Annotated in this window: 20 protein-coding genes and 4 tRNA genes; 15 read left to right on the top strand and 9 right to left on the bottom strand. The window is 53.7% G+C overall.

All coding sequences use genetic code 11. The features are described 5' to 3' along the window. Positions 1-15 precede the first annotated feature (15 nt). A complete protein-coding gene (locus JQR90_RS13305; protein ID WP_010795119.1) occupies positions 16-480 on the bottom strand; it encodes a MaoC family dehydratase in 465 nt (154 codons plus the stop codon). A gap of 325 nt (positions 481-805) precedes the next feature. Here JQR90_RS13305 and fadD1 point away from each other — a divergent pair, with 325 nt between their 5' ends. Both fadD1 and hrpA read left to right on the top strand, forming a co-directional pair. Next, positions 806-2,491 (top strand): long-chain-fatty-acid--CoA ligase FadD1, encoded by a 1,686-nt coding sequence (gene fadD1 / locus JQR90_RS13300; protein ID WP_010795118.1) that lies wholly within the window; start codon positions 806-808, stop codon positions 2,489-2,491. Between the two features lie 159 nt (positions 2,492-2,650). Then, on the top strand, positions 2,651-6,679 hold the full coding sequence (gene hrpA, locus JQR90_RS13295; RefSeq protein WP_010795117.1) for an ATP-dependent RNA helicase HrpA: 4,029 nt from the start codon (positions 2,651-2,653) through the stop codon (positions 6,677-6,679). A 47-nt stretch (positions 6,680-6,726) separates the two neighbouring features. Here the strand turns inward: hrpA and JQR90_RS13290 are convergent, their stop codons facing one another. Beyond that, positions 6,727-7,335 (bottom strand): YiiX/YebB-like N1pC/P60 family cysteine hydrolase, encoded by a 609-nt coding sequence (locus JQR90_RS13290; protein WP_244965925.1) that lies wholly within the window; start codon positions 7,333-7,335, stop codon positions 6,727-6,729. A gap of 59 nt (positions 7,336-7,394) precedes the next feature. Then, the gene (locus JQR90_RS13285; RefSeq protein WP_010795115.1) at positions 7,395-7,796 is read right to left on the bottom strand and encodes a DUF4878 domain-containing protein; all 402 of its coding nucleotides are present in this window, start codon (positions 7,794-7,796) and stop codon (positions 7,395-7,397) included. Between the two features lie 218 nt (positions 7,797-8,014). On the opposite strand from JQR90_RS13285, the gene JQR90_RS13280 reads away from it, so the two are divergent. Both JQR90_RS13280 and JQR90_RS13275 read left to right on the top strand, forming a co-directional pair. Then, positions 8,015-9,334, top strand: coding sequence for an FAD-dependent oxidoreductase (locus tag JQR90_RS13280; RefSeq protein ID WP_010795114.1), 1,320 nt, complete (start codon positions 8,015-8,017; stop codon positions 9,332-9,334). Between the two features lie 87 nt (positions 9,335-9,421). Beyond that, the gene (locus tag JQR90_RS13275; protein ID WP_010795113.1) at positions 9,422-10,009 is read left to right on the top strand and encodes a LysE family translocator; all 588 of its coding nucleotides are present in this window, start codon (positions 9,422-9,424) and stop codon (positions 10,007-10,009) included. Positions 10,010-10,024: 15 nt separating this feature from the next. On the opposite strand, the gene JQR90_RS13270 is transcribed toward JQR90_RS13275, so the two are convergent. Next, complete coding sequence (locus JQR90_RS13270; RefSeq protein ID WP_010795112.1) at positions 10,025-10,855, bottom strand: AraC family transcriptional regulator; 831 nt, start codon at positions 10,853-10,855, stop codon at positions 10,025-10,027. A 173-nt stretch (positions 10,856-11,028) separates the two neighbouring features. Between JQR90_RS13270 and JQR90_RS13265 the strand changes: the two genes are divergently transcribed. Further along, positions 11,029-11,358 (top strand): DnaJ family domain-containing protein, encoded by a 330-nt coding sequence (locus tag JQR90_RS13265; protein ID WP_010795111.1) that lies wholly within the window; start codon positions 11,029-11,031, stop codon positions 11,356-11,358. A 54-nt stretch (positions 11,359-11,412) separates the two neighbouring features. Here the strand turns inward: JQR90_RS13265 and JQR90_RS13260 are convergent, their stop codons facing one another. Then, positions 11,413-12,192: a transporter substrate-binding domain-containing protein gene (locus JQR90_RS13260; RefSeq protein ID WP_010795110.1), complete on the bottom strand. Its 780-nt coding sequence runs from the start codon at positions 12,190-12,192 to the stop codon at positions 11,413-11,415. Positions 12,193-12,332: 140 nt separating this feature from the next. Between JQR90_RS13260 and JQR90_RS13255 the strand changes: the two genes are divergently transcribed. The 3 genes from JQR90_RS13255 (at position 12,333) to JQR90_RS13245 (ending at position 14,284) form a co-directional block, all read left to right on the top strand. Next, positions 12,333-12,509 carry a hypothetical protein gene (locus JQR90_RS13255; RefSeq protein WP_010795109.1) on the top strand — a complete coding sequence of 59 codons (177 nt, stop codon included), beginning with the start codon at positions 12,333-12,335 and terminating at the stop codon, positions 12,507-12,509. A gap of 335 nt (positions 12,510-12,844) precedes the next feature. Further along, positions 12,845-13,837 carry a TRAP transporter substrate-binding protein gene (locus JQR90_RS13250; protein ID WP_010795108.1) on the top strand — a complete coding sequence of 331 codons (993 nt, stop codon included), beginning with the start codon at positions 12,845-12,847 and terminating at the stop codon, positions 13,835-13,837. Between the two features lie 120 nt (positions 13,838-13,957). Beyond that, positions 13,958-14,284, top strand: a complete 327-nt coding sequence (locus JQR90_RS13245) for a hypothetical protein (protein WP_010795107.1) — start codon at positions 13,958-13,960, stop codon at positions 14,282-14,284. A gap of 72 nt (positions 14,285-14,356) precedes the next feature. Here JQR90_RS13245 and JQR90_RS13240 read toward each other — a convergent pair whose 3' ends face one another. Further along, a complete protein-coding gene (locus tag JQR90_RS13240) occupies positions 14,357-15,631 on the bottom strand; it encodes a putative porin (RefSeq protein ID WP_010795106.1) in 1,275 nt (424 codons plus the stop codon). A gap of 354 nt (positions 15,632-15,985) precedes the next feature. Here JQR90_RS13240 and JQR90_RS13235 point away from each other — a divergent pair, with 354 nt between their 5' ends. The 7 genes from JQR90_RS13235 to JQR90_RS13205 all read left to right on the top strand — a co-directional run bounded on the left by JQR90_RS13235 (position 15,986) and on the right by JQR90_RS13205 (position 19,495). Continuing rightward, a complete protein-coding gene (locus JQR90_RS13235; protein WP_010795105.1) occupies positions 15,986-17,107 on the top strand; it encodes a beta-ketoacyl-ACP synthase III in 1,122 nt (373 codons plus the stop codon). Positions 17,108-17,422: 315 nt separating this feature from the next. Beyond that, positions 17,423-17,498 (top strand) — tRNA-Ala (locus JQR90_RS13230). Positions 17,499-17,541: 43 nt separating this feature from the next. Next, positions 17,542-17,617: transfer RNA gene (locus JQR90_RS13225), tRNA-Glu, on the top strand. Between the two features lie 35 nt (positions 17,618-17,652). Next, positions 17,653-17,728: transfer RNA gene (locus tag JQR90_RS13220), tRNA-Ala, on the top strand. Between the two features lie 42 nt (positions 17,729-17,770). Next, positions 17,771-17,846, top strand: a tRNA-Glu gene (locus JQR90_RS13215). A gap of 177 nt (positions 17,847-18,023) precedes the next feature. Next, on the top strand, positions 18,024-19,151 hold the full coding sequence (locus JQR90_RS13210) for a GNAT family N-acetyltransferase (protein ID WP_010795104.1): 1,128 nt from the start codon (positions 18,024-18,026) through the stop codon (positions 19,149-19,151). A gap of 11 nt (positions 19,152-19,162) precedes the next feature. Further along, complete coding sequence (locus JQR90_RS13205) at positions 19,163-19,495, top strand: YnfA family protein (protein ID WP_010795103.1); 333 nt, start codon at positions 19,163-19,165, stop codon at positions 19,493-19,495. Between the two features lie 13 nt (positions 19,496-19,508). On the opposite strand, the gene JQR90_RS13200 is transcribed toward JQR90_RS13205, so the two are convergent. The 3 genes from JQR90_RS13200 to ngg form a co-directional block, all read right to left on the bottom strand. Beyond that, positions 19,509-19,760: a YheU family protein gene (locus JQR90_RS13200; protein ID WP_010795102.1), complete on the bottom strand. Its 252-nt coding sequence runs from the start codon at positions 19,758-19,760 to the stop codon at positions 19,509-19,511. 91 nt (positions 19,761-19,851) lie between these two features. After that, the gene (locus JQR90_RS13195; RefSeq protein WP_010795101.1) at positions 19,852-21,042 is read right to left on the bottom strand and encodes an osmoprotectant NAGGN system M42 family peptidase; all 1,191 of its coding nucleotides are present in this window, start codon (positions 21,040-21,042) and stop codon (positions 19,852-19,854) included. Then, the gene (gene ngg, locus JQR90_RS13190; RefSeq protein WP_122042081.1) at positions 21,039-22,781 is read right to left on the bottom strand and encodes an N-acetylglutaminylglutamine synthetase; all 1,743 of its coding nucleotides are present in this window, start codon (positions 22,779-22,781) and stop codon (positions 21,039-21,041) included. Before ngg ends, JQR90_RS13195 begins: the two co-directional genes overlap by 4 nt. Position 22,782: the final 1 nt, after the last annotated feature.

Raw genomic sequence — 22,782 nt, 5'->3', positions numbered from 1 at the left:
TGCGGGGCTTTTACTTTAGCCAATGGTTACTGGCGGAAGCGTGCTCAATTCGATGCTCAATGCTTTTTTGGGGGCGAGCACCTCAGCTTCCCCATCAACCACTTGCTCATCGTTCTGATTGAAGACCCGTGTAGCCAGGCGCACTCGATTTTTCGGCAGCTTTTCCAACACCTCGATCTCGACCTTTAGCGTGTCGCCTAACTTGACCGGCTTGTTAAAGCTCAAAGTTTGTCCCAGATAGATGGAACCTGGCCCAGGCAGCTCACAGGCAATGGCAGCACTGATCAGCGCACCGCTCAACATGCCATGGGCAATCTGCTCACGAAAGACACTCTTGGCGGCATACTCGGCGTCCAGGTGTATTGGATTTCGGTCACCGGAAACCTCGGCAAATAAGAGCAGATCACGTTCTTTGATGGTACGGATGACAGAGGCCTTTTGGCCTACTTGCAGGGCTTCGTATGGGATATTGTCGGTCATGCTTGAAAGAAATCTCGTACTCTGTTGTTACGGTAAAGGGAAGACGATGCTGACGTAGTCGGCACTCAACGTTAAATCCAAGGACGCCAGGTTACGGCGATACGGCACGTTCTCTGCTATTTCAGCAGGTTATGACGGAGTATTATAAGTTTGTCTAAATACCACTCGTGACCATAAATCTTTTTTTAGTCATTTTCGTTACCAAGAGTCCGCTTTTCGGTGCTGGTGGAGACCTGTCAAAGCTGATAATCTCGGCTCGCCTTCATCGTATGAGTAGGCGATACAATCACAACAAGATCACGTTGTCGCTTAGGAGTGGGCTTCCATGACCCCGAATTTCTGGAAGGACAAATATCCGGACGGTATCGCTTCCGAGATCGACCCTGATCGTTATCCTAATGTCCAGACGGTCCTCAGGGAGTCCTGCGAGCGTTTCGCCGACAAGATTGCCTTCAGCAATTTAGGGCAGACCCTCACGTATCGTGAGCTGTATAGCCTGTCTGGGCAGTTTGCGGCTTATCTTCAGAATCATACCGATCTCAAGCCGGGCGACAGGATCGCCATACAGCTTCCCAATGTTCTGCAATACCCGATTGCCGTCTTTGGTGCCATGCGTGCGGGGCTGATCGTCGTCAATACGAACCCGCTGTATACCGCGCGTGAGATGCAGCACCAATTCAAGGACGCCGGTGCGCTGGCGCTGGTGTGTCTGGCCAACATGGCTCACCTTGCCGAGCAGGTCTTGTCCAATACGCAGATTCGCCATGTCATCATTACGGAAGTAGGTGACATGCTGCCTCCGCTCAAGCGCCTGGTGGTCAATAGCGTAGTCAAATACGTAAAGAAAATGGTCCCGGCCTACCGGTTGCCTCAGGCTGTGAAGTTCACGACTGCACTTGCCAAGGGGCGCCAGGGTGCTCTCAAGGAAAGCCAGCCGCACGGAGATGATGTCGCTGTGCTGCAATACACCGGAGGTACTACAGGTATTGCCAAAGGCGCCATGCTGACGCACCGGAACCTGCTGGCCAATATGCTGCAGTGTCAGGTTCTGATGGCCTCGAATATGAAAGAAGGCCGCGAGATTGTAATCGCGCCGCTGCCGCTGTATCACATCTATGCGTTCACTTTTCATTGCATGGCGATGATGCTTCTGGGCAACCACAACGTGCTGATCACTAATCCACGTGACTTGCCTACAATGATCAAGGACCTGTCCAAGTGGAAGTTCACGGGGTTCGTCGGGCTCAATACGCTATTTGTGGCGTTGTGTAATAATGAGGCCTTCCGAGCCTTGGATTTTTCTGCTCTGAAGGTAACTCTTTCTGGCGGTATGGCCTTGCAGCACGCGGTTGCCGAGCGCTGGGAGCAGGTAACCGGATGTGGCGTCTGTGAAGGGTACGGCATGACCGAGACCAGTCCTGTCGTCAGTGTAAACCCTATCCAGCATCGACGCATTGGCACCATCGGTATCCCGGTACCCTCTACGGACTGTAAGGTAGTGGATGAGGATGGCGTTGCCCAGCCGTTCGGGCAGCCTGGTGAGCTCTGTGTCCAGGGCCCTCAGGTCATGAAGGGGTACTGGAACCGCCCCGAGGCGACTGCCGAGGTGTTGAGTCCGGAGGGTTGGCTGCGTACCGGTGATATCGCAGTAATCGATCCAGACGGATATATCCGAATCGTGGATCGTAAAAAGGATATGATTCTGGTTTCCGGATTCAACGTGTATCCGAATGAACTGGAGGATGTACTGGCTCAGCTACCAGGCGTCCTGCAGTGTGCCGCGATTGGCGTGCCGGATGAAAAGGCGGGCGAGCAGATCAAGGTATTCGTTGTACCTAAGCCTGGTGCCTCCCTGACGACCGAGCAGGTGCTCAAGCACATGCACGATAATTTGACAGGCTATAAACGACCCAGGCAGGTCGAGTTCCGAGACAGTCTGCCTACGACAAATGTCGGCAAGATTCTGCGCCGCGAATTGCGTGATGCCGAGCTGAAAAAGCTCAAGGCCTGATCGGCTTTTCCTGCACAGAGCCCCGACTTTCGGGGCTTTGTCGTTTTCGTTTGGGCAAGCCTGCGACAATGCCCATCTCTCTCTTTATAAGGTGCCTGAACTGGCGAACCGAGCCAGCCTTTCAGGTTCCTACTTGAAATGGTTGCCATATAGCATTCAATGACTGAGCAAACATCGTCTTTCGAACAACTTTCCAAGCGTCTGGACCAAGCCCTTACTGCCGATCGGCACCGCTTGCGTCGCCAATTGGGTGACCTGCGCAAGAAGCCTGATGATGCCCGGCTTGCACAGTGGACAGAGCGCTTTCAGGCCTCCTGCGCCAAAGTGGAGGCGCGTCGTGCCAGTGTGCCGATCATGCGCTATGACGACAACCTGCCCATCGCCGCCAAGCGCGAAGAGATCAAGGCGGCGCTTGAAAAGCATCAAGTAGTCGTGATCGCCGGTGAAACCGGCTCAGGCAAGACCACGCAGTTGCCCAAGATCTGTCTGGAGATCGGCCGAGGTATACACGGCCTGATCGGTCATACTCAGCCGCGTCGCCTGGCGGCGCGTAGTGTAGCCAGCCGTGTTGCTGAAGAAATCGGTACTCCCTTGGGGGAGCTGGTAGGTTATCAGGTGCGCTTTGAGGATCAGTCCAATGAGCGCAGCCTGATAAAGCTGATGACTGACGGCATTCTCCTGGCTGAAACCCAGCATGACCGTTACCTTGAGCGCTATGACACGATCATTGTCGATGAGGCGCATGAGCGCAGTCTGAACATCGATTTTCTGCTGGGCTTTCTGAAGACCCTGCTGCCGCGGCGCCCGGATCTCAAGCTGATCATCACGTCAGCGACCATTGATCTGGAGCGCTTCTCCAAACATTTCGGCGATGCCCCCATCGTCGAAGTGTCGGGACGGACCTATCCGGTCGAGACTTGGTATCGTCCTTTGGCCGCAGAAACGGATGAAGATGGCGAACGCCTGGAAGACGATCTGAGCGTTGATCAGGGCATCCTGGCGGCGCTGGATGAGTTAGAGGCCTATGAGCGCAGTGAGCATAAGCGTCCTGGTGACGTACTGGTCTTTTTGCCAGGAGAGCGTGAAATCCGTGATGCGGCCGAGGTGCTGCGTAAAGCCAACCTCAAGCATACGGAAATCTTGCCACTGTATGCTCGACTGACACCCGCCGAGCAGCAGAAAATCTTTCAATCTCACCCCGGACGGCGTGTCGTGCTGGCTACCAACGTGGCAGAAACATCATTGACCGTCCCGGGCATTCGTTACGTGATCGACAGCGGCACGGCTCGTATCAGCCGCTACAGCTATAGAGCGAAGGTTCAGCGGCTGCCTATCGAGGCGGTTTCCCAAGCCAGTGCCAATCAGCGTAAGGGGCGCTGTGGACGGGTGGAGCCCGGTATCTGCATTCGTTTGTATAGCGAAGAAGATTTTCTTTCACGTCCAGCTTTTACGGACCCTGAGATTCTGCGGACCAATCTGGCCGCGGTCATTCTTCAGATGCTGCACCTGCGGCTCGGTCGGATTGAGGACTTTCCCTTCATCGAGCCACCGGATGGCAAGGCGATCAAGGATGGTTTTACGCTGCTTCAAGAGCTGTCGGCGGTAACGAATCAGGGACAACTGACAGCATTAGGACGGCAACTGGCACGCCTGCCAATCGATCCTCGCCTAGGCCGCATGCTGCTGGAGGCGGCAGAGCAGGGCAGTCTTTCCGACGTTCTGATTGTAGCCAGTGCATTGTCTGTGCAGGATCCCCGTGATCGCCCGGCGGAGCGTCAGCAGGCTGCCGATCAGGCTCATGCCCAGTGGAAAGATCCAGACTCGGACTTCGGTGCGCTAATCAAGCTGTGGCATGGCTTCGAGGAGCAGCGCCAGGCGCTTGGCTCGAATGCGCTTCGTAGCTGGTGTCGCAGAAATTTTCTCAATTACTTGCGCCTGCGTGAATGGCGAGATGCGCACCGTCAGCTGACCTTGATCTGCCGGGAGCTCAAGCTCAAGAGTAAGCCTGCCGACGCACAGCCTGTTGTTCAGGCGCCTGTAATCGAAGAAAGCACGCCTTCGACTGACAAGAAAGTCAACACCAAAGCTGCCCTGCAGGCCGAAGCGGCCGAGGCTGCACAGCGGGCGAAAAGTTATGCCTCGGTGCACAAGGCCATTCTGTCAGGTCTCTTAAGCCAAATTGGTAACAAGACTGAAGAGGGCGACTTTCAGGGGGCCCGCCAGCGACGCTTCTGGATTCATCCATCCAGCGTTATTGGCCGCAAGAAGCCAAACTGGGTAATGGCGGCCGAGCTGGTTGAAACGACCAAACTGTTTGCACGCATGGTAGCCAAGATCGACGCGGATTGGATCGAGCCGCTGGCGCGCCATCTCACCAAGGCTAATTACTTCGAACCACATTGGGAGAAGCGTCGAGGACAGGTAATTGCTTACGAGCAGATTACGCTGTATGGGCTGATCATTGTAGCCAAACGGCCCGTGCATTATGGGCCTATCGACCCTGCCGTTTCTCGTGAGTTGTTTATTCGTGAAGGCTTGGTGAGAGGCGAGATCCAGTCGCGCGCGAAGTGCCTGAGCGCCAATCGCCAACTGCTGGAGCGACTTGATGAGTTGGAGGCCAAAGCGCGTCGGCGTGACATTCTTGCCGATGAAGAGACACTGTTCGAGTATTACTCGGCTCGTTTGCCTGCCGATATTTACCAGACAGCAACCTTTGACAGCTGGTACAAGCGGGAAAGCGCTAAGAACCCGCAGCTGCTGATCATGCGCGAGGAGGATGTGCTTGCCCGTGAGGCCAGCGAGGTTACCGCAGCGCAGTATCCAGATACGTTACGTATCGGCGATCTGCAGCTACCGCTGACTTACGAGTTTGACCCCGCCCAGCCACGCGATGGTGTTACCCTGCGTGTACCGGCGCCCCTGTTGTCACAATTGCCACCGGAGCGACTGGAATGGCTCGTGCCAGGGTTGTTATACGACAAGGCCGTTGCGTTGGTGCGCAACCTGCCCAAGGCAATTCGCAAGAATTTTGTTCCGGTTCCGGATTTCGTCAAGGCAGCATTGAGCAAGATCACCTTTGGACAAGGATCACTATACGAAAGCCTGGGACGTGAGCTGTTACGCATGACCGGGGCGCGGATACCTGAAGATGCCTGGCCGGAGGCTGCCAATCTGCTTGATAGACATCTTCGAATGAACATCGAGGTTGTCGATGCCAGCGGCAAGTACTTGGGTGAAGGCCGTGACCTCACAGAGCTGACAGCCCGTTTTGCCGAAGCCAGCCAGGCCGCTCTGGCCGTTCCTCAGCAAAAGGCCGAACAGCAAAAGCCTGTTGAGGCTAAAGCTTTTGCAATCGTCCCACAGCAGGCCCAGCAAAAGATTGCAGGTCTCTCCATGACAGTGTATCCGGCGCTGGTGGAGGAGAACGGTGTAGTCAAGGAGGGCCGGTTCTCTACCCAGTCGGAAGCGGAGTTCCAGCATCGCCGGGCACTACAGCGGCTTTTGTTGCAGCAGTTGAGCGATCAGGTCAAGTTCCTGCGCAATAAGCTGCCTGGGCTGACCGAGCTAGGATTGCTTTATCGAGACTTGGGACGTATCGACTCACTGGTTGAGGATATCCTTCTGGCCAGCCTTGATAGCTGCATTCTGGACGGTGAACAGCCGTTGCCTCGAGAGGGGGCTGCTTTGGCGTCGCTGGCCGAGAAAAAGCGAGGCGGGCTGGCCGAGCATGCCGAGCGTACGGCACGATTGGTGTTGGAGATTCTCAAGCAGTGGCATGCCCTGCAAAAGCGATTCAAAGGCAAGATCGATCTGGCTCAGGCCATGGCGCTCAACGATATCAAGCAACAGCTCAGTGCTCTGGTTTACCCTGGATTTGTTCGTGAAACGCCTCTGCAATGGCTTAAGGAGTATCCGCGCTATCTCAAGGCTGTCGATCAGCGTCTGGACAAGGTGGGGTCTCAGGTTCAGCGGGATCGGGTCTGGACGAGCGAATTAACGGGTTACTGGGAGCAATACAAGGCTAGGGCAACCAAGCATGCTCAAGAGGGCAAGCATGATGAGAATCTGGTCTTGTATCGATGGATGCTGGAGGAGTATCGAGTGTCGCTGTTTGCTCAGCAGCTGGGTACGCAGATGCCTGTCTCCGACAAGCGCCTCAGCAAGCAATGGCAGTCCGTAGAGGCATAAGGGCTTACGGTAAGAGTAGGGTTGAGTTGCTCAACCCTGCTTGCCTGTTATTGGCGGTAAATCCATTCAAGTCCGGGATAATCCGCGAATGCCTGAGGAAAAAGATAGTCACCTCGGAAAACTGGGACATCCAGACTTGTCCAGCGGGGCGCGAAAGAGGGTAGTTGAGTAGCAATCGCTTCAGCCAATAGTGTTGTGCAATAAAGATGGGGCTTGTCGCGCGGTTCGAGCACAAAGGTTCGTCCCAAAGTACTTTTCAGATACTGCGCAATGCGTTCCTTTTGTTCAGGATTCAAAAAAGTCGGCCGTGCTACTGCGAAATGCCTTGCCATGTCTGGCTTTAGAAACTCATCTAAAGGCGTAAGCAGGACTTGGTTTGGATGTGCAGGATCATCGTCTGTTGTGGCATGAACGATCAGGACCGTAGGTGTTGTGGCGACAACCATGCCTACGTGGGAAAACCTGCTACCACTTACCTGTTCTACGATTCGACTGTCTGTTGATGTTCCCAGTCGAAACAGCCAGTCGCCAACTGCCAGTGACGACGGGCTCAGGCGCTGCCCAGGTAGGGTAGGTAATGCCTGAGGCTGGCGGCCTTCGTAGGCCGTTATTGCCAGGCCCATGCACAGCAGGGCTGTTAGAGCCCAACGACACAAACTGTTCATCTGTCGAATAGCAAAAGGCTTTATCCGATGTGGACAAAGCCCTCGTCCAATCAGATCTTGATCTTCCAGTCGCCGTCGCTCTGAATTAGATGAGTGTGTTCAGTACGGGTTTCGCCGTCTTTTTTGAAAGTAACCGTTACGCTGACATCGGCGCGTGTCTTGTCATCGTTATAGGTTGTTTTTTCGGCTTTTATACTCTTGACGCCACCCAGTGATTCGGCCTGTTTAGCCCTTTCCGTAAGCAGCATCTGAAACTTGCCACGTACAAAGTCCTTTGCGTTCGCATCCGCATCCTTGGGTACATCGATCAGATCCATCATGGTGTCGAGGTCTTGGGTGTAAGCCGCTTTTATGAAGCGCTCCGCAACGCTTTCCGGGGTGTTGGCACCAGAGCAGGCGACCAGGAAGGAGGCAACAAAAATCAGGGCGAACCATTTCTTGATAAGAAACATATGAAATCCTTTTCGTAAATCAGTAGCGGGAAATCCAGGGCGGCGGATTTTACTTAATCACATCTGTATTAGGTGAGAGCTAATCGTGATTTAGCCGTGCTCCACCAATGTGTGGATACATAAAAAGCGATTTGCGGACAATCAAGGCTGCCAGCCTGCTCACTCGTCGCTATTCGAGAGACGTAGAATGTACCTCAGCCAATAACAGGAGTATGGCTATGGAGAAGGTGGCAATAGGGATCGTTGGGGCAGGTACCGCAGGTTTGGCTACGGCTACTTTCCTGGCCCGCAGGGGTTATCAGGTCAGGCTGTTCGAACGTGTACCTGAGTTGCGGACGGTTGGTGCAGGCATTCTATTGCAACCTTCGGGGTTGGCAGTGTTACACACGTTGGGCGTGCTGACCGAATGTACTGCTCTAGGTGCGCCAGTCAGCCGCCTCTACGGAACATCCATGCAGGGCAAACGCGTCGTTCTGGATACCCGTTATGATGCTTGGAGGCCAGGTAGTTTTGGATTGGGTATTCACCGCGGCGTCCTGATGACTTCCTTACTGAACGCTGCGCGATATGCAGGCGTCAGTATAGAAACCAGCAGTGACATCACCCGTTTTCATCAAACATCAAGTCACGTCCAGCTTTTTCATCGAGACGCACAGGGCAACGAGAGCTTGTTAGGTGATTTTGCTGCGTTGATTCTGGCAGACGGAACACGTTCGGCATTACGTGGGCAGATGGCTGTTAAACAACATGTCAAACCCTACCCATGGGGTGCGTTGTGGAGCATGGTCTCGACGCCAGCACACGCGGACTCTACAGAGTTACGCCAATGGTACAGACACTGTTCTGAGATGTTCGGAATCATGCCTACAGGCTGTACGCATCAAAAACGCGATGCCCAGCTGAGCAGCCTGTTCTGGAGTCTGCCCGTCATCGATTATCCCCAATGGCAGACAGCGGGTCTGGATAGCTGGAAAAGGCAGGTTGTGAAATTGGCTGGCGAAACCGCAAGGCCTTTCTTGCAACACATTAATCAATCAGAGCAACTAGCATTTGCCGCTTACGCAGATGTCTGGATGCAACGCTGGAGTGATGGGCGAGTACTGGCTATCGGTGATTGCGCACATGCAATGAGTCCTCAATTGGGTCAGGGTGCAAACATGGCGTTGGTCGATGCCGCTGCGCTGGCCGATGCCGTAGATATGTCGATGCCCTCCCGAGACCACTGGCCAACTGTCTTTGAGGCCTATAGTGTCGCCCGCCGTGAGCATTTACGTTATTACCGGCAAGCCAGCCGTTTTCTGACTCCACTGTTTCAGTCGCATAGCAAGGCCCTTGGTTGGTTGCGTGACAGTGCCTTGTTTTTAGCCCGTCACAATGTATTTGGACGCAGGCATGCGGTTACTACCTTGGTAGGCGCTCGAACAGGATGGCTACTGTCGACTAGACGAGAAGAGACGCTTTATCACTGGGACGGCCAGCAAGATAAGACTTGGGGCTGGAGTAATAATGAAATATCCGGCTCTGAATTGATTCACTAGGTCTTCAGTAGAAGGGTAATTTTATTCAATACCACATGAGGCTGGAGAAATATGGTGTCTGTTCCTTGAACACATGAGCAGACATCAATGGACGTGTTGTTTTCCATGGCCGGCTTCGCTCTGGCTTCTTCTATTTCACCTGGTCCCGTCAATCTTGTAGCCCTAAGTTCGGGAGCCTGTTATGGCTTTCGTAAGAGCCTTAGGCACGTCACAGGAGCAACGACCGGCTTTACAGCACTTCTTTTGCTTATTGGTCTGGGATTGTACGAAGTGCTGGCCCGCATCCCGGAACTGATCAAGCTCATTCAATGGAGTGGCGTTGCCTTTCTTTTTTATATGGCCTACCAGCTTGCAATGGATGATGGGGTGCTGGATATAAAAGAGGAAGGTTCTGGCCCCTCAATGATGCGCGGCGCGCTGATGCAATGGCTGAACCCTAAAGCCTGGCTGGCCTCGTTGGCAGGTATGGGGCTTTTCGTTGCCGATGGCAATACGGTCATGGTCTGGACGTTTGCCATCCTCTACTTCGTGGTTTGCTATGGCTCGGTTGCCTGCTGGGCATTTACCGGTAGTTTTCTGCGCCGTTATGTGCAAAAACCAAGTCGTGTTCGGTTCCTGAATCGGATGATGGCAGGGTTGCTGGTCGCCAGTGCCTTTTACCTTTTACAAGGTTAATGAGGAAGGCAAATGTCAGCCGCGATAGTGCCCAGGCGTAGCAGCCAGGTGCCGTTTGAAAGTGCGCTGGAAGTGAGCCTGGTCAGCGAAACCGGTTGCCATCGCCACGTCAGCAAGACTGTGTCCTTGCCGAAGCCATTGGCGGCTGAGCTGGATACGTCGGTTGATCAAGTAGGCATGGGGCGTCAAGCCATAGTGATCCTTGAACGCCCTGATGAGATAGGACGCCGATAATTCCGCCGCGGTGGCGATGTCATCCAGGGTCAGCGGTTCAGCGCAGTGCTCACGGATAAAGTCGGCGGCTCGCTTAAGGTGTACATGGGGTATTTCTGGAGCTTTAGCGGGGCGCGTCGAAAGCGATCGTTGCAGCTGGAGAAAAAAGTCGAGGGTTGCGCTGTGCTTGTAAAGCCTGTCGTTACATGGTGATGTCAGTGTTTCATGCAGCCTGACGAGTCCTGTGTGTAGGGCAGGTACGCGCGTATGGATGACATCAAACGGCACGAATGAGTCCTGCGTGCTATATCCCGACTCCGTCTGTAGCCTGCCCAGCCACTGCGTATCGATATAAAACATCTGATAGGCCCAGTGTTCGCCCTTGACGGGATTACAGGCATGTACCGTCTCAGGATTCACTATCACAACGGAGCCCTGGCTTATCTGGGTTTGGCTTCGGGCATTGAGGTAGTGACTTCGACCCGCCGTAATGGCCCCGATGGAGAAGGTGTCATGCGTATGCTTGGCATGACTTACCTGACGACCATCATTGACTGTACGAATCTCGATGAACGGCAGTGCGTCGTCGCGCCAGAATCGGGAGTTTAGGCATTGTGCGGCTGCAAAATTCACGCGGGACCTCAGGCGGTAGTCGGCAGCTTATGACTATAGCGCTTCTGGTAATGCTATGAGGTTCTGTTAGAGCAACTAAAGAACTTCATTCTGTCGGCTGTACTGCCGAGCATTAAGCATCGGAGGCGCCTAATCGCTCTATAGAGGTATGGCAGTTTAATCCAGGAGTCGTTATGAGCACACTGGAGCAAGAAATCGAACGCAGGATTGCGCGAGAGGTGGCAGCCTGGCAGAAACAGGTGAAGGGCAAGGGCGAGCCAACCAAAATCGATGAAGGATGGCTACAAACACCTGAAGGGCTTCGAATGCCGTTTCGTGTCCTGAAGAATGCGGGCATTCCCCCTCAAGAGATTGAGCTCTTTAATCAGCGTGCCCGTTTGAAGGAGGAAATCAGCAATACCCAGGATACAGCCCTGCGAACGCAACTATTAAAAAAGCTCAGTGCATTGGAGCAGGTGCTTGCCTTTCGCCTGGAAAAGCTCAGGCAAATGGGAAGAGGTTGAAGTCTCCAGAGGCTGTGGAGCAGGCCGGCCGATAGCGTACTGCTCCACAATATTTTAGGCGTCAGGCTTGGCCAGCCAATGATCTACGGTTTTCTGATATTCACCAGTTGCTTTGTAGAGGTGAAGCCACTGATCGATATAGGCTTTCCAGGCGACATCATCCCTGGGCAGCAGAAAAGCCTTTTCACTGTACTGCATGGGCTTATCTGGATTAACTGCGCACAGGGAGGGGTAGCGTTTCTGTTGAAACAATGCCTCCGAGGCGTCAGTAATCATGACGTCGGCTTCCTTGCTGACAAGTTTTTCAAAAATCGTGACGTTATCCTTGAAGAGGCTCAATTGGGCTTGCGGTAACTCGCGGTGAGCAAACGCTTCGTTGGTACCACCTGGCGGCTCTATCAAGCGGACCGAGGGCTGGTTGATCTGCTCAATGGTTTCAAAGCGTTTGGCATCATCACAGCGAACCAGAGGGATCTTTCCATCCACCGTAATGGCGTCACTGAAAAAGGCTTTTTTCTGACGCTCGAGGGAAATCGATACGCCTCCTACCGATATATCGCAGCGGCCCTCCAGAAAGTCTGGCATTAACGTCTTCCAACTGGTTTTTACCCACTCAACGTCAGCGCCAAGGCTTTTGGCCAGTGCCTCGGCCATCGTGATCTCAATTCCTTCGTACACGCCATCGTCACGGAGAAAGGTGTACGGCTTGTAGTCGCCTGTGGTGCAAACGCGAAGTGTCTTTTTTTGTATAACCGTATCAAGGTGCGAGGTGCTGTCTGCTGCGTAGACGCTGGTGGCCGCCATAAGCAGTCCTGCTACCGCAAATGCCTTCATGGTCACGATCCTTTTTATTGTCGTTTTTGATACCGCTCACGCTACCCGAGCGACAAACCGATTCACAAGGGTTTCCTGTGTCGAACTGGCCGGTATGAGGCAGGTCCACCGTTGGTAGGCATACTTATGAGGACATGACCATGCATCTTATTGAGTCAAATGTATTCGCAACACGCGCCATGCCTTTTCACTTCGCCGGAAAGGAAGACGGCACCTCGATAGAAAATGTGCCTGGTGGCAGTTATGACGTGGATGAAGATTTCATCGAGTCAGTGGGCGATGAAAGTCAAATGGACGAGAGTGAGGAAGAGCGCTAAAGCCCATCGTCCTCAACATTTCGAGTCGAGCTGTTGAGGACGTTTCGCACAGTCTTCAGTTTCTTTTCTTATAGGGGCCACTATCAGATGCATGAGTCATTACGATAAGGCCAGCTTTTTGCATCGTGATTGGCAGACGGTTATCGACTAGGGATCGGAACGGTCTGCTTAATCATTGGGGAGCTTTTTGTCGCGACAGGCCACGGGTAAACAAGACCAAAACGGTCACAAAAGAAAAATAAATGTCAGTGAACAGATTTTGGATCTTTTATGCCGATTACCCATCCTTGCGTAATAAGAAACATGCCCCTTTCACGGAGTTAGAAGGGAAGACTATGTTCAAGTTTGTCGCTACGACACTGTTTGCGGCATCACTCGCTGTTGCTTATGTCACTCCGGCAGTAGCCGAAGAGCCCATTGTTATCAAATTTTCGCATGTCGTAACGGACGATACGCCTAAAGGGAAGGGTGCTCGTCTATTCCAGAAGCTTGTTCAGGAGCGTCTGGCAGGCAAAGTGAAAATCGAGGTCTATCCGAACTCGACATTGTACGGCGATGCCGATGAGCTCGACGCCCTGCAGCGTAACGAAGTTCAGATGCTGGCGCCTTCGGTCTCCAAATTCGACCAGTACACCAAGCAGCTCGAAATTTTTGATATGCCGTTCCTGTTCGATGACCTTGAGGCCGTCAAGCGCTTCGAGAAGCGGGACAAAAGTCGTGAGCTTCTAGGCTCCATGGCCGGCCAGGGCATTTATGGGCTGGCGTTCTGGAATAACGGCATGAAGCAGTTTTCTGCCAATCGCGAGCTGCGCAAGCCAGCAGACGCGCACGGACTGGCGTTCCGAATTCAGGCTTCCACTCTGCTGGAGGATCAGTTCAAACAGATCGGAGCATCGGCACTGAAACTGCCATTCAGCCAGTCCTTTAAGGCTCTGCAGAGTGGGCAGGTACAGGGTACGGAAAACACTTGGTCTAACCTTTACAGCCAAAAGCTCAACACCGTTCAGCCATACATTACTGAAAGCAATCATGGCGTGCTGGTGTATATGCTGATCACTAACTCGAAGTTCTGGAACTCGCTGCCCTTTGGCGTCCGCACTCAGCTTGAGCAGATTTCTGACGAAGTGACGCAGTTTGTTAATAAGGAAGCTGAGGCGATTAATAACAAGGATCGTGACAACATTTTGGGCTCAGGTACCAGCAAGCTGGTTACGTTGACGCCATCCGAGCGGCAGGCATGGAGGGAGGCGATGCAGCCATTGGTGAAGAAATACGAGCCTGAGATTGGAGCCGATGTCATTCGAGCGGCACAGCTCGTCAATCGGTGATACCCGACACATAGTTAGCTGTATCTCCCAACCTTGCAGCAGGCAGGGTTGGGAGGCTTCAAAAATGAACAGTGCGCTCACTTCGGTGCCCAAACGTATAGGTCCTTATGGGGAAACACTATGCGTAAAATTATTTCGTTCGTTTTCGCTGCCTCGATAATGCCAGCAGTGTGCCTGGCTCAAGGCCTTGAGCTTGACCAGGATGTAGGGGATCTCAATATTCTGGCTGAATCTTCCAGTCAGGAATTACCTAATGATGCGCCTCAGACCATCACGTTAACCAATAACGAAAAGACACCAGTCAAATGCTGGTTACAGGCACATGGGCCTAAGGACAGCGAACAGGAAGAGCCTGTAATTGTGCCGGGCAAGTCGGCAACACTGCGTATGCCGGGCAAGTCTGCCGAGACGCCGACCAAGGCCAAGCTGGTATGTCGCAAGCAGTAATTTTTTCTCATTATAAAAAACAAGCGCCATTTTCAGGCGCTTGTTTGCTACGAAAAGCCAGAAGCTGATGGCTTAGAACTTGGCTTCAAGATCCAACTGCAAGGTATCAACGTCAGCATCACGCTTGGTGCGGCTAGCAAAGTCAGATTCGGCCATAAAATAGGTCGCGCCAAGGCCAAAGTTCTTGTCGATATCGTAGCTGACCTTGAACTTGTGCCCACGAGAGCCGACATAGCCATTAGCAAAGTCGGAGTCGGTAAACGCACCCACTACGGCGTTACGCTGAACGTCGCGATAGTTGTAATCGAAGCCAATACCGTAAGCCTTGGTTTTCAGGCCTGCCAACCAAGCGGTGTCGTTATCGTCGGCCTCGCTGTTAACAACATACTGGCCGTATAGCGACAATGGAATGGCCAAGCCACCAATATCGACTTGACCAAAGCCTTCATACAGGTTGAATTCGTTGGTCGTGTTGCCGTTCGCTTGAAGGGCACAGGGCGTCGTTGTGCTGTTGCCGCACGTGCTGTCCTTGTCCTTGTCGTAACCGTAGATACTCCCACCGACAGTTACCTTCAGGTTGTCAGTAGGTGCAAAGCGGGCACCCAGCTGACCGGCATACAGGCGCAAATCATGCTTGAACTCGTACCCTTCGCCATCAACGTTATCTTTCAGGACGTAGTAGCCGGCGCTGCCAAACAGCTCGGTTGATCCACCCAGGGGATACTTGTAGGTTGCGGCCAAGCCTTCAGGGTTGATGTCACCATCCCAGATGACATCACCCATGCTTACCCAGGGCTGGAGCATCTTGCCACCAATGACGTGCAGATTGGGGACAGCTGTGGGATGAAAGTCGATATACGCCAGGTCCATCCATATCTGCTTCTTGTTGAAGTAGTTAGTCATGTCCTGGTTTGTGGAGCGTGCATCATCGCCACCGCCTGATGCTACGCGAATACCAGCATCGACCTGAGGATTGATCTGGCTGTAGACACCAAGTCGAGCGCGGATTCGCTGACGATCCCGATCACGACCATTGTCCGGTTCGCCATCGATATCGATATTCTCGTGACGTACGCGTACGTCGCCTTTGATCTGGGTTTTCGCTGCCCAGGCCAGTTTTTCTTCAAACGAGGATAGTTTCTGCTGCTGAGCAACCTTCGCCTGTTCTGCGCGCGTCTCGTTATCCAGATCGGCTTTCAATTCAGTGTACTGAGCCGGAGTAATCGAGCCGTTGGCTCTCAACATATCCAGTAGCTTGGCGTCAACCGCCGCATGGGCAGGAATGCTCATAGCCAATAGAAGGCCACCACAAAGACCTGAGGCTGTTCCTACTGAAAAAAGACGCATATCTCAATCTCCATATTTTATAAGGGCGACGTGCGTCACCGCTGAACGAGTCGGCTTTTACGGCCGCTCCAGTGATCGACTCAGGTCGATTCGAAAGCGGCGCCAGTATTACCGTCGCTCATGACGGATCGGTTACAGATTGGTTTTAGAGCGATGAAGAAAAAATGAAAAACTAAATATCTTTAGCGCTCTTCATGTTCTCTCTGGTGAGGAAGCCGACTTGTGAGGGAGATAGGTGCTGAGGCGGAAAGTCAGCAAAAAACATCTATTTAGGCAGCCTGATAAGCCAATAGGGTTTGGCCTAGATTTACGGCACAATAGCGGCTTATTTTATAAAAAATCAGAGGAATGATCGTGCATCAGGCAGTCATTAGCGGTACCGGCCTGTATACCCCGCCGAACAGCATCTCCAATGACGAGTTGGTCGCTTCCTTCAATGCCTATGTTCATCAGTACAATACGGAACATGCCGACGCGATAGCACGAGGCGAGCAAGAGGCCAAGCAGGAATCCAGCTCGGCCTTTATTGAAAAGGCGTCAGGAATCAAGAGCCGTTATGTCATTGACAAGGATGGGATTCTAGATCCTGTCCGCATGGTGCCTCGTATTCCTGAGCGCAGTAATGATCAATGGTCTGTACTGTGTGAGATGAGCGTGAGCGCGGCGCGGGAAGCCTTGGAGCGAGCAGGGAAGACGCCAGCAGACATTGATGGGGTTATCGTAGCCTGCTCCAACCTGCAACGACCTTATCCTGCGGTCGCCATTGAAGTGCAGGCGGCGCTTGGCATCAATGGATTTGGTTTTGATATGAACGTGGCATGCTCATCGGCTACGTTTGGACTGCAGGCAGCTGCCAATAGCGTACAACTCGGGCAGGCTCGCGCGATTTTGCTGGTGGATCCCGAAATCTGTACCGGTCATTTGAATTTCAGAGACCGAGATAGTCACTTCATTTTTGGCGATGCGGCTACCGCCATGATCATCGAGCGGGCTGATCTGGCAGCGTCTCCTCATCAGTTCGATATTCTGGGGACCAAGCTGCTGACTCAGTTCTCCAACAATATCCGTAACAATTTTGGTTTTCTCAACCGCGCTGCGGAAGAGGGGATGAGTAATCCAGATAAGTTGTTTGTTCAGGAAGGGCGCAAGGTATTCAAGGAAGTATGCCCCATGGTGGCCGATTTGGTCGCCGAGCATCTGGCCGAACTGAACATTCCGGTCGAGCAGGTGCGGCGGTTTTGGTTACACCAGGCCAATCTGAATATGAATCAGTTGATCGTCCGAAAGCTGCTTGGGCGTGACGCTAAGCCAGATGAAGCGCCTGTCATTCTGGATACCTATGCCAATACCAGCTCTGCGGGCTCGGTGATTGCGCTTCACCTGAATCAGGATGACCTGACGGCAGGTGACCTTGGGGTACTCAGTTCCTTTGGCGCTGGTTACTCCATTGGCTCCGTGGTGCTACGCAAGCGCTGAGCATCAGCGCGGCAGGCGGCGTCATCAGCCTGTCATGCAGCTGAGGTAAATAGCTCACCTGACTGTCAGCGCGCTGCTGACGGGCTAGCGCAAGTTCATTAGTTCTTTTTGCCCCGCTTGTCGGGGCTTTTTTATGAGCTAAAGAAATGCCGTTTCTGTCCGATCTATATGGATATACGCATAGACAGGGCGAGCTTTGTAAAGAGCCGGTTCAATCATAAGTATTTGTGTATTCAGCAAAATATTTTAAAAGAATGCATAAATATCGTTGACACAAACACCGAGGCCTCTTAAGATTCGCACCGTCTTAGCGACGGGGCTATAGCTCAGCTGGGAGAGCGCTTGCATGGCATGCAAGAGGTCGACGGTTCGATCCCGTCTAGCTCCACCAAATTCCCAGAATCAGCCAGTGGCTGGTTTTAATCGAAGGTTTCGTCCCCTTCGTCTAGTGGCCTAGGACACCGCCCTTTCACGGCGGTAACAGGGGTTCGAGTCCCCTAGGGGACGCCATATATAGCTACTTGTTTAAAGTGGCACTGTGTTACGGGGCTATAGCTCAGCTGGGAGAGCGCTTGCATGGCATGCAAGAGGTCGACGGTTCGATCCCGTCTAGCTCCACCAAATTTCTAGGGCCAGCAAGTGCTGGTTTCAATCGAAGGTTTTGTCCCCTTCGTCTAGTGGCCTAGGACACCGCCCTTTCACGGCGGTAACAGGGGTTCGAGTCCCCTAGGGGACGCCATCTTTATAAAACCGCCTTTATAGGCGGTTTTTTTTCGCCTGCAATTTTGTCCTTTTAGCGGTCATATCAGCCGTACGAGGCTGACTGACGAATAAACCTGTTTAAGCAGACTAAACAATAGGTCACTATTCGAATCAGGTCTTGCCCGATAGGCCAGTGAATCAACAGGGGATATCAGTGATTATCGAGCGGCTAGATAACCTGTCCGAGCTGCCTGCGCAGGCGTGGAATGCGCTGTTACCGGATAACCAGCCGTTTATGCGGCATGAATTTCTACATGCTCTGGAGATCAGTGGAAGCGTAGGGCGTCGTACAGGCTGGAAGCCTGCGCACTATATTGTGCGTGATCTAGAGGGTACGTTGAGAGCGGCCATGCCTGCCTACATAAAGTACCACTCCTATGGAGAGTACGTATTTGATTGGGCCTGGGCTGATGCCTGCCACCGTGCGGGTATTGATTATTACCCGAAGCTTCTTGCCGCTGTTCCCTTTTCCCCGGTAGGAGGCGCTCGTCTGCTAGGGGAGCGTACAGCTTGTGAGGAGCTACTGCATGTAGTGACCAGCAAGCTGGAGGGCCGCGGACTTTCGAGTCTGCATGTCAATTTTACCAACGAAGCGACAGATCACTTGTTGACTGATCGAGAAGGCTGGCTCGAACGGCTTGGGTGTCAGTTTCATTGGCACAACAGAGGGTATCGGGATTTTCAGGACTTCCTGGATGCGCTGGCGTCACGTAAGCGCAAGCAGCTTCGCAAGGAGCGTGAGCAAGTTGCAGGGCAGGGTATCGATTTTGAATGGCGAGAGGGCGGGTCGCTTACTGAACAGGAGTGGGATTTTGTCTATGCCTGTTATGCCAATACGTACGCCGTAAGAGGGCAGGATCCCTACCTGACCCGTGAGTTCTTCAGCGAATTGGCTGAGCGCATGCCTGAGGCCATTCGCGTTGTCCTGGCTCGTCAGGAGAACCGACCTGTGGCTATGGCATTTTACCTGTGCGATGAAAAGACCCTTTACGGACGTTACTGGGGCTGTCTGGCCGAGTTTGACCGGCTGCATTTTGAGACATGTTTCTATCAAGGGATTGATCATGCCATTAGTGAAGGGCTGACCCGCTTTGATGCGGGCGCGCAGGGAGAGCACAAGCTGGTTCGAGGGTTTGAGCCGGTCTTTACCCATTCATGGCACTATCTGGTACACCCTGGGCTTCGTGAGGCCGTGAGCGGGTTCCTGGATCAGGAGCGCGAAGGCATCAAGCGTTATGCGCAGGCTGCTACAGACGCATTGCCGTTCCGCCAGGATGGCTAAGTGTAAATATCATGCTTAATTATTTCTGGTTCGCCTTGGCTGCCTGTTTTGAGATCGCCGGCTGCTACACATTCTGGTTATGGCTCAGACTGGGCAAGAGTCCGCTGTGGCTGCTCCCAGGACTTTTATCGCTTACCCTGTTTGCGCTTGTGTTGACACGTGTGGAGGCGGCTTACGCTGGCAGAGCCTATGCTGCTTACGGTGGGATCTATATCGTGGCATCGCTGGCCTGGTTGGGCCTGGTTGAAAAAACCAGACCCGCCTGGACCGATCTGGCAGGGGCTGCACTGTGTCTGCTGGGCGTGACGGTATTGGTAATAGGGCCGAAATTGTCAGTGCACTGAATATTCAGGCCTGTCAGGAAAGTGTCTCTTCATCTGGAGTGTTTAGCCACTCCTTGGGAACGTCCCGTCTGAGCATCAGCTGGCACTGGCCGCTGTCCGGCTCGAATACGATAACGGCTTCCCCATTTTCCAGCGCCCGACGTGCACGTGCTACACGCGTCTCCAGAGGTGTTTCATCACCGTTATCCGTTCCTTCTCGCGTAACAAAGTCTTCGAGAAGGTTGCCTAGCGTATCGGGGTTGAGCATGTCGTAGGGTATGAGCATGGCGGCAGTTCCTGAAGCGGGCAGCGATGCTAACGTACAGCTTGGCCAGTTGGCGAGAGGACGCCGCCCAGCGGGGCGGCGTTATCGGTCCCTATGTTTTCCCGCCCTCTTTGATTAATTCCTCGATGTGAGGCAGATGCGTCTGGTTGTCCTGATGCGTCTCTTCCAAATCGAGCTGATGCGTAAAGCGGTCAACGGAATTATCTGCTGGCGCTGCGTCGCTATCGAACACGGGCGGGCTGGTCATATAACCCACCAAGAGCTGGCTTAGTGCTGCCAGACTGACAATGTGCGTCCGCTCATAGCCGTGGGTGGCATCACAGCCAAATGCCAGAAGCGCAATCCGGATGTCATGCCCTGCGTTGATAGCGGAGTGGGCATCGCTGTAGTAGTAGCGGAACAGGTCACGCCTGACCGGAATGCTGTTTCGCTCTGCGATACGCAGCAGATGGCGTGACAAGTGATAATCGTAAGGGCCGCTTGAGTCCTGCAGGGCGACACTGACCCGATGCTCATCGGACTGTTGCCCGGGAGCAACCGGAGCGATATCGATACCGACAAACTCACTGACATCCCAAGGCAATGCACCCGCCGCGCCAGACCCTACTTCTTCCGTGATGGTAAAGAGAGGATGGCAGTCTATGGGGGGTACGATCCCGGCTTCCTGAATCATCTTGAGCGCCGTTAGCAGAGCGGCTACACCTGCCTTGTCATCCAGGTGACGAGCACTGATGTAGCCGCTCTCCGTGAACTCCGGTAACGGATCAAAAGCTACGAAGTCTCCTACGCGTACACCCAGGTATTCCGTCTCTGAACGGCTTTTGGTGGTAGCGTCTAGGCGTAGTTCGATGTGATCCCAGCTGACGGGCATCTTGTCGACTTCGGTATTGAAGGCATGCCCAGAGGCGAGCAGAGGTAGTACGCTGCCACGTAGGGTTCCGTTGTCGGTAAAGATGCTGACCCGGCTTCCTTCGGCAAAACGGCTGGACCAATGGCCTACCGCCGCCAGGCTCAGACGGCCGTTATCCTTGATTTCCCTGACGATGGCACCGATCGTATCCAAGTGAGCGGAAACCGCTCGGTCGGGGCTTTCCTTACGTCCTTTTAGTGTGGCACGAATCGTTCCTCGTCGTGTCAGCTCGTAGGGAATGCCGATTTCACTCAAGCGCTCGGCCACGTACATGACGATTGTGTCTGTAAAGCCTGTCGGGCTTGGAATGGCGAGCATTTCCAGCAGGACACGGCGCAGATAATCCAGATCCGGTGTCGGCAGCTTATTCAAGCGGGCACCTCTCGAGACAGGGGAAACAACAGATCAATGAAGCGCTCCGCCGTAGGGCGGGGTTCATGGTTGGCCAAGCCCGGCCGCTCATTGGCTTCAATGATTACGTATTCACTTTGATCAGCAGCCGGTACCAATAGATCCATGCCTGTCACTGGAATATCCAAGGCCTTGGCAGCAGCTACTGCGGCTTGCGCCAGTTCAGGGTGAAGAATATCGGTAACATCTTCCAGCGTGCCCCCGGTATGAAGATTTGCTGTCTTGCGGACAAACAGGCGGGTGCCTTCTGGTAGGACCGTGTCATAACTGTAGCCGGCAGACTTGATCGCGCGCTCGGTTTCTTCATCCAGAGGTATCCGACTTTCGCCTCCGGTTGCTGCCTGGCGGCGGCGGCTCTGGTGTTCGATCAACTCATGAATGTTTCGACGACCGTCACCAATGACCTCGGCAGGACGCCGTATAGCGGCCGCCACGACTTCATGACCAATGACAACAATGCGCAGGTCAAGACCTGCATGGTAGCTTTCGAGCAGCACGTTATCGTCGTAGCGACGAGCTTGGGCAATCGCGGCTTTCAGGTGCTCAGGATCACGTACATCCACGGCGACGCCTTTACCCTGCTCACCGTTGACCGGCTTTACAACCAGGGCGCCGTGCTTGGCAAGAAACGTTTCGTTTTCTTCATCTTCACTGGCTAGACACTGATCAGGAACCCGTAATCCTGCTTCCTTGAGTGTCCGGATTGTGAGGGTCTTGTCCTGACAAAGTGTCATGGTGACAGCGCTGGTCAGGTCCGACAGTGATTCGCGGCAGCGGATTCGGCGGCCCCCCTGTATGAGGGTAAAAAGACCAGCCTGGGCATTATCTACTTGTACATCGATCCCGCGACGTTGAGCCTCATCTACGATGATCTTGGCATAGGGATTAAGCCCTGCCTCAGGGCCAGGGCCGAGGAAAAGGGTCTGGTTGATTGCGTTCTTGCGCTTGACGGTAAAGGTCTGGAGTTCCCGAAAGCCCAGCTTGTCGTAAAGACGCTTGGCTTGACTGTTGTCATGCATGACCGATAGGTCCAGGAACGCCAGGCCGCGGCTGGCGTAGTGCTCAATCAGGTGACGAACCAGAGCCTCTCCCACACCTGGGCGAGGGCAGTCAGGCGCGACAGCCAGACACCAGAGACTTGAGCCGCCTTCGGGATCGTTGAATGCCTTAGCGTGGTTCAGCCCCATGACCGAGCCGATAATGGCGCCCGTGTCCTGATCTTCTGCCAGCCAGTAGACCGGCCCACCCTTGTGTCGGGGCGTGAGTTTTTTGATATCCACGGGCAGCATATGGCGCGTCTGGTAGAGACGATTGATCTCGCTCCAGTCACTTTCGCTAAAGGCCCGGCGAATACGAAAGCCGCGGAAGGGCGCATGTGCGGGGCGATAGTCGGTGAACCACAGCCGCAACGTGTCGGATGGATCCAGGAAAAGCTGTTGCGGTGCATAGGCCAGTACCTGCTGAGGCGCAGCCACGTATAGGGCGATGTCTCGCTCGCCGGCCTCTTCCTTGAGAAGTTCCTTAGCCAATACCGATGCGTCGGAGAACGTATGGCCGATTAGAATTCGACCCCATCCGCAATGCAGGCAAACGGATTGGCACGTAGCCCGTTCAGCCCCAGTCATCTGGGCCTGTAGACGCTCATAATTGGGCGTCTGAGCCCTTTGAAGACGCTGATTGTTATAGTAGGCGGCTTTCATC

The sequence above is a fragment of the Pseudomonas sp. JZ114 genome, assembly GCF_051027705.1.
Taxonomy (GTDB): Bacteria; Pseudomonadota; Gammaproteobacteria; order Pseudomonadales; family Pseudomonadaceae; genus Chryseomonas; species Chryseomonas luteola.
Note: the sequence above shows the minus strand (reverse complement) of the source record. Positions and strands in the feature narration are given on the sequence as shown.

Coding starts and splice junctions, on each gene's coding strand:
- JQR90_RS13305 (WP_010795119.1), bottom strand. CDS start 480: ATGACCGACAATATCCCATACGAAGCCCTGCAAGTAGGCCAAAAGGCC.
- fadD1 (WP_010795118.1), top strand. CDS start 806: ATGACCCCGAATTTCTGGAAGGACAAATATCCGGACGGTATCGCTTCC.
- hrpA (WP_010795117.1), top strand. CDS start 2,651: ATGACTGAGCAAACATCGTCTTTCGAACAACTTTCCAAGCGTCTGGAC.
- JQR90_RS13285 (WP_010795115.1), bottom strand. CDS start 7,796: ATGTTTCTTATCAAGAAATGGTTCGCCCTGATTTTTGTTGCCTCCTTC.
- JQR90_RS13280 (WP_010795114.1), top strand. CDS start 8,015: ATGGAGAAGGTGGCAATAGGGATCGTTGGGGCAGGTACCGCAGGTTTG.
- JQR90_RS13275 (WP_010795113.1), top strand. CDS start 9,422: ATGGACGTGTTGTTTTCCATGGCCGGCTTCGCTCTGGCTTCTTCTATT.
- JQR90_RS13265 (WP_010795111.1), top strand. CDS start 11,029: ATGAGCACACTGGAGCAAGAAATCGAACGCAGGATTGCGCGAGAGGTG.
- JQR90_RS13260 (WP_010795110.1), bottom strand. CDS start 12,192: ATGAAGGCATTTGCGGTAGCAGGACTGCTTATGGCGGCCACCAGCGTC.
- JQR90_RS13255 (WP_010795109.1), top strand. CDS start 12,333: ATGCATCTTATTGAGTCAAATGTATTCGCAACACGCGCCATGCCTTTT.
- JQR90_RS13250 (WP_010795108.1), top strand. CDS start 12,845: ATGTTCAAGTTTGTCGCTACGACACTGTTTGCGGCATCACTCGCTGTT.
- JQR90_RS13245 (WP_010795107.1), top strand. CDS start 13,958: ATGCGTAAAATTATTTCGTTCGTTTTCGCTGCCTCGATAATGCCAGCA.
- JQR90_RS13240 (WP_010795106.1), bottom strand. CDS start 15,631: ATGCGTCTTTTTTCAGTAGGAACAGCCTCAGGTCTTTGTGGTGGCCTT.
- JQR90_RS13205 (WP_010795103.1), top strand. CDS start 19,163: ATGCTTAATTATTTCTGGTTCGCCTTGGCTGCCTGTTTTGAGATCGCC.
- JQR90_RS13200 (WP_010795102.1), bottom strand. CDS start 19,760: ATGCTCATACCCTACGACATGCTCAACCCCGATACGCTAGGCAACCTT.
- ngg (WP_122042081.1), bottom strand. CDS start 22,781: ATGAAAGCCGCCTACTATAACAATCAGCGTCTTCAAAGGGCTCAGACG.